The 8,400-nt window shown below is 67.0% G+C and carries 6 protein-coding genes and 1 pseudogene; 6 read left to right on the forward strand and 1 reads right to left on the reverse strand.

Going from position 1 to position 8,400, the window contains the following annotated elements:
* A pseudogene (locus ACIRA7_RS12975) lies at positions 1–516 on the forward strand (hypothetical protein); the annotation flags it as partial.
* 268 nt (positions 517–784) lie between these two features.
* On the opposite strand, the gene ACIRA7_RS12980 reads toward ACIRA7_RS12975, so the two are convergent.
* The gene (locus tag ACIRA7_RS12980) at positions 785–1,000 is read right to left on the reverse strand and encodes a hypothetical protein (protein ID WP_396221267.1); all 216 of its coding nucleotides are present in this window, start codon (positions 998–1,000) and stop codon (positions 785–787) included.
* Positions 1,001–1,181: 181 nt separating this feature from the next.
* Here ACIRA7_RS12980 and lipA point away from each other — a divergent pair, with 181 nt between their 5' ends.
* The 5 genes from lipA (at position 1,182) to ACIRA7_RS13005 (ending at position 8,393) form a co-directional block, all read left to right on the forward strand.
* Positions 1,182–2,090 carry a lipoyl synthase gene (gene lipA / locus ACIRA7_RS12985; protein ID WP_396221268.1) on the forward strand — a complete coding sequence of 303 codons (909 nt, stop codon included), beginning with the start codon at positions 1,182–1,184 and terminating at the stop codon, positions 2,088–2,090.
* Between the two features lie 47 nt (positions 2,091–2,137).
* Positions 2,138–3,187: a pyruvate dehydrogenase (acetyl-transferring) E1 component subunit alpha gene (gene pdhA, locus ACIRA7_RS12990; protein ID WP_396221269.1), complete on the forward strand. Its 1,050-nt coding sequence runs from the start codon at positions 2,138–2,140 to the stop codon at positions 3,185–3,187.
* 13 nt (positions 3,188–3,200) lie between these two features.
* Positions 3,201–4,181 (forward strand): pyruvate dehydrogenase complex E1 component subunit beta, encoded by a 981-nt coding sequence (locus ACIRA7_RS12995; protein ID WP_396221270.1) that lies wholly within the window; start codon positions 3,201–3,203, stop codon positions 4,179–4,181.
* Between the two features lie 10 nt (positions 4,182–4,191).
* Positions 4,192–5,457 (forward strand): pyruvate dehydrogenase complex dihydrolipoamide acetyltransferase, encoded by a 1,266-nt coding sequence (locus ACIRA7_RS13000; protein ID WP_396221271.1) that lies wholly within the window; start codon positions 4,192–4,194, stop codon positions 5,455–5,457.
* 152 nt (positions 5,458–5,609) lie between these two features.
* Positions 5,610–8,393 carry a hypothetical protein gene (locus ACIRA7_RS13005; RefSeq protein WP_396221272.1) on the forward strand — a complete coding sequence of 928 codons (2,784 nt, stop codon included), beginning with the start codon at positions 5,610–5,612 and terminating at the stop codon, positions 8,391–8,393.
* The last annotated feature ends 7 nt before the right edge of the window (positions 8,394–8,400 follow it).

The following is an 8,400-nucleotide window of genomic DNA, read 5'->3' on the forward strand; positions in this document are numbered from 1 at the left end:
GACGAGGCCGAGCCGTTGCTGGAAACTGGCCCCCAAAACGGCCGTCCGGACGAGCTGGACATGGCACCGCCCGCGCGGCGCACGCCACCGCCCGCCGTGAACGAACGCGAGGAGGACGGCGAGGACGGCGAGGACGACGCCAGCGAGGCCGGTGACACGGCCGAGGCCGCCGAAGGCGAGGACGGCACTGCACCGCGCCGGAAGCGGCGGCGCAACCGTCGGTCACGTCGCGGACGGGCCAGGAAGGATGGCGTTACCAGTGACGCCGACGAAGGGAACACCGACGCCAATGCGGAATCCGCTGGCGCCCCCACAGCCGATACGAACGAGTCCGATCGCGAGCAGGACGCCGACGAGACGGCGGCCGACGGTGACGAATCCGAGCTCGACAGCGCGGCACGGGCGCGGCGGCGCGGACGTCGCGGACGGCGAGGCGGGGCTCGACGGTCACGCGGCCGGCGGGACAAGGACGGCGGGGACGGCGGCGAAGGCAGCGACGGCGACGGCAAAAGCTGAGATCCGCGGGGCGACTCGCTCAGAGAACAGACGGCCAGGCCGAGGCATCAGACTGGGTATAGTGGTCAGAGTTGAGCAACGGCAGTCCACAGTGTCGAGCGCGATATGAGCCTACCGCCCACCGCCATCAAACCCCTCGAAACTGAGCACTGCCGTTGCTCAACTCTGACCACTATAGAAAGTCTGACGCCAGAACTCTGAGCACTCAGCACTGAGCAGTCAGCAGTTAGCAGTTAGCAGTTAGCACTGAGCAGCGAGCAGTTGGCGCCTATCCCCGAATCGCCCGCTCGATGCGCTCCGCCGTGCTCGGACTCACCAGCCGAATGATGAAGTAAATCACCGCGCCGATCAGGACGACGCGGATCGCGAAGCCCAGCAGCATGAACAAGAGCCCGACCAGCGGGCCCAGCAGCCCGAAGACCACCTTCAGGGCGACCAGCCCGAGCATGGCGATCAGGCCGACGGTAAACAGAGTACGGAGCATGAGCGACCTCAGGTCAACGTGGGATACCAGACCTGTACGGTAGCCCGTCCGAGAATGTTTCTGCACGCGCGAATTCAGGCTATTTCGCGTTTGGTGGTTACTGGACTGTTTCCCGATGCCGAGCATCGGGCTACCTTTTCCAGATCACGTCCCGGACCCCCCGGGCCCCTCCCAGCAGAAAATGGCCGAGCAGTTGGTTCAGATCATGGGACGTCACCGACGCGAACCGCTCCCCGAGCGGAAACCGTCGTGGCTCAAGGTGAAGGCACCGGGAGGCGCGAATTACGTGCGCCTCAAGCAGATGATGCAGGAACTCGACCTGCACACCGTCTGCCAGGAAGCCCATTGCCCCAACATCGGCGAGTGCTGGGAGCACGGCACCGCCACGTTCATGATCCTGGGCGATGTGTGCACGCGGAACTGCGCGTACTGCGCGGTCTCGCACGGCCGACCGCCCAAGTACGACATCGAAGAGCCGTCGCGCGTCGGGCAGGCCATCGCCGAGCTCAACCTGCGGCACGCCGTCATCACGTCGGTCGACCGCGATGATCTCCCCGACTTCGGGGCCTTCATCTTCGCGGAAACCATCCGGCAGATCCACCAGCGTCTTCCCGGCTGCTCGATCGAAGTGCTCGTCCCCGATTTCCAGGGCAACGCGGATTCCATCCGTACCGTGCTCGAGGCACGTCCGGACATCTACAATCACAACACGGAAACGGTGCCGCGCCTGTTCAAGAAGGCGCGCCCCGGCGGACGCTACGAGCGTGTGCTCGAGATTTTCCGTATTGCGAAGCAGGTCGCACCCGATATCCCCACCAAGACCGGCATCATTCTCGGCCTCGGCGAAACGAACGAAGAAGTCATCGAGGTCATGAAGGAGCTCCGCTCCGTCGACGTCGACATCCTGACCCTCGGGCAGTATCTCCGTCCGTCCGACGGCCATATCGAACTCGATCGATATGTCACGCCCGAGGAGTTCCGCGAGCTCTATCTCGTGGGCATGGAACTCGGCTTCAAGCACGTCGAAAGCGGCCCGCTTGTTCGCTCCAGTTACCACGCGTGGGAGCAGGTGCAAGCCGCCGGCGTCTGACCGGACGCGCACCTCTCGACCCAGCACTCCACACCCGCCAACTCCTCATGTCGACCGCCAAACCCCGCAAGAAGGGCGAGCCCGTGCGCGCCGAGTCCAAGGCTGAGGCCAAGGGATCGGAACGCACATCGGCCGCCACGAATCGCGAGCTCCTCTACTCGATGCTGCTCCAGCGTCGCTTCGAAGAGCGCTGCGCTGAGATGTACGCCATCGGCCGGATCGGCGGCTTCTGCCACCTGTACATCGGACAGGAAGCCATTTCCACCGGCGTGATGTCGTTGCTGCGCGCCGACGACTACATCATCACGACGTATCGTGATCATGGGCAGGCACTGGCGCGCGGCATGACGCCGCGCGCGGTGATGGCGGAGCTGTTCGGGCGCCAGGACGGCTGCGCGAAAGGCAAGGGTGGCTCCATGCACATGTTCGACAAGCAGCTTGGCTTCCTCGGTGGTCACGGGATCGTGGGTGGACACATCCCGATCGCGGCCGGCGTCGGCTTCGCCATCAAGTACCGCGGCGGCGATCAGGTCATCGTGTGTTTCATGGGTGAGGCGGCCGTGAACAACGGGGCCTTCCACGAAGCGCTCAACATGGCCGCGCTCTGGAAGCTGCCGTGCCTGTTCATCATCGAGAACAACCGGTACGGCATGGGCACCGCCCTCGAGCGCGCCTCGGCCATTCACGACATCTACAAGCGGGGGGCCTCGTACGACATGCCTCGCGACGTCGTCGACGGCCAGGACGTGGACGCCGTGCGGAAGGCGACCGAGGAAGCGATTACGCGCGCCCGCACCGATGGCACGCCCACGCTGCTCGAAATCCGAACGTATCGTTTCATGGGCCACTCCATGTCCGATGCGGTCAGCGGCACCTACCGCACCAAGGAAGAGCTGGAGCAGTACCTCAAGCGCGACCCCATCGCCCTGCACCGTCAGCGCATGGAAGACGCGGGCGAGATCTCGCCCGCCGACGTCGCCGCCATGGACGAGGAGATCAAGAAGATCGTGCAGGACAGCATCGACTTTGCTGAGCAGAGCCCGGAGTTGCCGCTCGAGGCGCTCATGGAAGACATTCTCGTCGAAACCACGAGCTGAGAGCCCAACAACCATGGCCGTGATCACCTACCGGGATGCGCTCAACATGGCGCTCCGCGAAGAAATGCACCGTGACGATCGCGTCTTCCTCATGGGTGAGGAAGTCGCCGTCTATCAGGGCGCGTACAAAGTCTCGAAGGGACTGCTACAGGAATTCGGCGAGATGCGCGTCGTCGACACGCCGATCACCGAGCTCGGTTTCGCCGGTGTCGGTGTCGGCGCCGCGATGGCCGGCCTGCGTCCGATCATCGAATTCATGACGTGGAACTTCGCGCTGCTGGCGATCGACCAGGTCGTCAACGCCGCCGCGAAGATGCTGTACATGTCGGGCGGCCAGTTCCCGATGCCCATGGTGTTCCGCGGCCCGAACGGCGCCGCGCTGCAGCTGGGCGCGCAGCACTCGCAGGCGTGGGAATCGTGGCTGGCGCACATCCCCGGCCTCAAGGTCGTGGCCCCCGCCACGCCGTACGATGCCAAGGGACTGCTCAAGGCCGCCATCCGCGACGACAATCCGGTGTGCTTCCTCGAAGGCGAAATGCTGTACAACACGAAGGGCGAGGTGCCCGACGACGATTACATCGTGCCGATCGGCAAGGCCGAGCTCAAGCGTGAAGGGGAGCACGTCACGCTGGTGTCGCATGGCAAGATGGTGCTGGTGGCGCTGCAGGCCGCCGATCAGATGGCCAAGGAGGGCATCACCTGCGACGTCGTCGATCTGCGCACGATCCGCCCCATGGATGTCGATGCGATCACGGCGTCGGTGAAGAAGACGAACCGGTGCGTGGTCGTGGAAGAAGGGTGGGAAGTGTGTGGTGTCGGCGCGCAGGTGGTGGACTACGTCCAGCGCCATTGCTTCGATCATCTCGATGCCCCGGTGCTGCGCGTGCATCAGGCCGATGCACCGATGCCGTATACCAAGAGTCTCGAAAAGGCCGCCAAGCCCGACTTGCCGAAGACGATCGCGGCAATCCGACAGGTTCTCTACCTCGACTGACCCAGCGATCATGGCAACGAAAGTGATGATGGAGGCGCTCTCTCCGACGATGGAGGAAGGACGCCTCGTGAAGTGGGTGAAGAACGTCGGTGACACCGTGAAGAGCGGCGACACGATCGGCGAAGTCGAGACCGACAAGGCGATCATGGAACTCGTCGCGCGTGGCGACGGCATCCTGCGCGCGCAGCTGATCCCCGAAGGCACCACCGCGGCGATCGGCGCGGTGATCGGGGTGATCGCCGCCGCCGACGAAGACATCGCCGCACTCACCGGCGGATCCGCGCCGGCCGCCGCACCCGCCGCCGCACCCGCCGCGACACCGGTGGCCGCGCCAGCGGCACCGGCACCGGCACCGGCCGCGCCCGCCGCCGACACCGCGCCGTCCGGTCCGGTGCGCTCGTCGCCGCTCGCTCGACGTATGGCCGCCGAAAAGGGTGTGAACATCGGCACCATTCACGGCAGCGGCCCGGGTGGTCGCGTGATCCGTCGCGACATCGAAGGCGCCACCGCCACCGCCTCGCCGGCGCCGGTGGCCGCGAGCAATGCAGCGGCCGCCGTACCGACCCCCGTCGCCACCGCGATGCAGATCGACGGCGAGTTCAAGGACGTGGCCCTCACGCAGATGCGCAAAACCATCGCGCGCCGCCTGAGCGAGTCCATCGGCCCCGTGCCCACGTTCTACCTCACGTCGGAAATCGACATGACGAAGGTGGGCCAGCTGCGCGAGCAGATGGTGGCCAACGGCGACCAGTACAAGGTTTCCGTGAACGACATCATCATCAAAGCCGTCGCCATCGCCCTCACCCGGCACCCCGAGTGCAACGCGCACTGGATGGGCGATTCCATCCGCTACTTCAGCGCGGCGCACGTGGGCATGGCGGTCGCCACCGACGACGGCCTGATCGTGCCGGTCATCCGCGACGCCCAGCGCAAGGGACTGGGGCAGATCGGCAAGGAAGCCCGCGAGCTCGCGAAGAAGGCCCGGGAGCGGAAGCTGCAGCCCGCCGAATTCACGGGCGGCACCTTCTCCGTGTCCAACCTCGGCATGTTCGGCATCGATCAGTTCACGGCCATCATCAACCCGCCCGAGGCCGCCATTCTGGCCGTCGGGGCCACGGAGACGAAGCCGGTGTGGGAGAACGGCCAGTTCGTGCCGCGGCAGCGGATGCGCGTCACGCTCAGCTGTGATCATCGCGTGATCGACGGCGCCGTTGGCGCGAAGTTCCTCCAAACCCTGCGCGGGCTGCTGGAAGCCCCCCTGATGATGCTGTTCTAGCCCCTCGGCCGAGGGGCGACAGTCCGCCCCCCGGGTCGTTCCGCCGCGGGTCGCGGTATCACCACGACCACCCAAACGCACCAATCGCCTCGCGCGGTTGGTGCGTTTTGGCGTAGTCAGTCGTCCTTGTCGCAGCCCCCAACGCCAGGTCTATGCGACGATTGTCTACGCGCTTTGCGCTCCTCTGCGTTTTCTCCCTGCTCTCGGCCTGCGCCGGTGGCGATTCGCCGTCCGGCCCGAAGACGCCGCCGCCACCGCCCACGCCGGCACCGATTCCGCCGGGGATCCTGAGCCTTACCGTGGCCGGACTGCCCGCCGGCGCCAATGCCGACATTACCGTCGCCGGCGCCGCCTTCTCGCGCCCGGCGACCGGCACCACGAGCTGGGTCGACGTCCCCGCCGGCCAGCACACGGTCACCGTGCGTCCCGTACGGACCGCCGAGGGGAGCTACTCGGCCACGCCGTCCACGTTCACGGTCACGGTGGTGAGCGGATCCACCCCCGCCACGGCCACGATCACCTACGCGCCCTCGCCATCGGCGATCGATCTCTCGATCGTCGGCGTGCCCGGCGGCGTGGATGCCCCCGTGGTCGTATCGGCACCCAGCGGTGGCGATATCCCCGTGGCCGCCTCGCGCGTGCTCACCAACCCCAGTGCCGGCCGCTGGAAAGTCACGGCCGCGCCGCTGCTGGCGGGCGGCTTCCGCTACACCCCGTCACCCGCCACCGTCGACACCCTGCTCAAATACGGGGACACGGCGCGTGTCGCCGTACGCTACGACGTGTCCAGCGGGGCGCTGGCCGTGGCTCTCACCGGGCTGCCCGCCGGGGCTGTCGGCGCCGTCCAGGTAACCGGTCCGGATGGCTTCACCCGTGCCCTCACGGCCACGTCCACCCTCACCGAACTCACCCCGGGCACCTACCTGGTGATCGCCAGCGACATTGCGGTCGGCGGCATCATCTATCGCCCGCTCGCCGACACCGTGACCGTGCAGGTGGCCGCGTCGCTCACGGCGGCCCCGGCCACGGTCACGTATGCCGCCCAGGTCGGACGCGTGGCGGTCACGACCAGCGGACTGCCGGCGAACGCCGCACCGACCATGACCCTGACCGGCGGCAGCGTCACGCGGGCCCTCAGCGCCCCCGCCACGGTCGATTCACTGCCGGCGGGCACCTACGAACTGTCCGCCGCGCTGGTCACTGCCACGGGGGTGCGCTATGCGCCCGTCACGACCACGCAGAATGTCGTGGTCACGACCGGGAATACGACCACCATCACCGTGGCCTTCGCGCCCGTACCCACCGTGGTCGAGGTGCCTGTCTCCGGGCTCCCGAACGGCGTGGTCCCCAACATCACGCTGACGGCTCCGTCGGGTGACGAAACGCTGATTCTGGAAAGCCGGCGCATCAGTCCCGCCGCACCGGGACGCTGGCGCCTGAGCGCCGGCAGCGTGACCAGCGGGGGCGCCGTGTACCTGCCCACGCCGAGCGCACGCGACACCACTATCTCGGCGGGCGACACCCTGCGACTGCCGGTGCAGTACGCCGTCACGACCGGCGCGATCGCGGTGGTGGTGGGTGGCTTGCCGGGCGGAGCCCAGGGGAACGTCACCGTGACCGGCCCCGACGGCTACTCGCGAAGCGTGACGGCGACCTCAACGCTGACCCTGCTGGTGCCAGGCAGTTACACGGTGAGCGCGACGACGGTATCGGCGGCCGGTTCGACGTATCTGCCGACGCCCACATCGCAGCAGGTCACGGTGACCGCCTCGATCGTCGCCTCGCCGGCGACCGTGTCGTATGCGGTGGCCACCGGTGCCGTCACGATCTCCGCCATTGGCGTTCCCGGCAGCCTCACCCCGACGTTCTCGCTCACGGGTACCGGCGCACCGCGCACGGCCACTGGCGCCGGAACGGTCTCGAATCTGCAAGCCGGCAGCTGGACGATCACCGCCAACACGATCGTCAGCGGGCCGACGACCTACACGCCGTCGCCCTCGACCCAGACGGTGACCATCACGCCGAACGGCACCGCGTCGGCCAGCTTCACGTACACCGACGCGATCGTCGAGAACTACACGATCACCAACGTCTATCTCACGCAGGCGATCCAGCGGCTCGACAACAGCGTGACATTGGTGGCCGGGCGTGATGCCCTGCTCCGGGTGTTCGTGCGAGCCAACGCGCCCAACACGGTGCGTCCCGACGTGCGCGTGCGCATCTACGATGGCGCATCGCTGCTGCAGACGACCACGATCCCGGCCCCCGAAAGCGGCGTCCGCACCGCGATCGCCGAGGGCACGTTGACCTCCACCTGGAACCTGTTGGTGCCGGGCGCGAACATTCGCCCCACCACGCGCGTCCTCGTGGATCTCGACCCCACGCAGGCGACCACCGATGTGAACCGAAGCGACAACGTGTGGCCGACCAACGGCACACCGCAGAGCGTGAGCGTCACCACCGTCCCGGCGTTCAATGTCCGCTTCGTACCCATCGTGGTGGGCGCCCTCGCCGGCAACGTGAGCGAGAGTAACAAGGCCTCGTTCCTGTCTTCGGTGCAGCGCATGTTTCCGCTGAATACCGTCGCGTCCGACGTGCGCGCGCCGTTCACCTCGAGCGCCACGGAAATTCAGAGCAACGACACCAACGGCCAGTGGCTCACGGTGCTCAGCGAGATCAATGCGCTGCGGACCACCGACGGCGCGCCGGCCACGATGCACTACTACGGCGTGCTGAAGGTGTCGTACACGAGCGGCATCGCGGGCTACGGTTATGTGCCCGGTCGCTCCGCGATCGGCTGGGACCATCTGCCCAGCGGCGATCGTGTGGCCGCGCACGAGTGGGGGCACAACTTCTCCCGGAACCATGCCCCCTGTGGCACCTCCGGCGACACCAACTATCCCCACGTCGGCGGCGTGATCAACTTCTGGGGATAGTTGGTGT

It is taken from the genome of Gemmatimonas sp. (assembly GCF_044376735.1).
Taxonomy (GTDB): domain Bacteria; phylum Gemmatimonadota; class Gemmatimonadetes; order Gemmatimonadales; family Gemmatimonadaceae; genus Gemmatimonas.

Excerpts from the sequence above, each read along its gene's own strand:
- ACIRA7_RS12980 (WP_396221267.1), bottom strand. The coding sequence starts at position 1,000 with ATGCTCCGTACTCTGTTTACCGTCGGCCTGATCGCCATGCTCGGGCTG.
- lipA (WP_396221268.1), top strand. The coding sequence starts at position 1,182 with ATGGCCGAGCAGTTGGTTCAGATCATGGGACGTCACCGACGCGAACCG.
- pdhA (WP_396221269.1), top strand. The coding sequence starts at position 2,138 with ATGTCGACCGCCAAACCCCGCAAGAAGGGCGAGCCCGTGCGCGCCGAG.
- ACIRA7_RS12995 (WP_396221270.1), top strand. The coding sequence starts at position 3,201 with ATGGCCGTGATCACCTACCGGGATGCGCTCAACATGGCGCTCCGCGAA.
- ACIRA7_RS13000 (WP_396221271.1), top strand. The coding sequence starts at position 4,192 with ATGGCAACGAAAGTGATGATGGAGGCGCTCTCTCCGACGATGGAGGAA.
- ACIRA7_RS13005 (WP_396221272.1), top strand. The coding sequence starts at position 5,610 with ATGCGACGATTGTCTACGCGCTTTGCGCTCCTCTGCGTTTTCTCCCTG.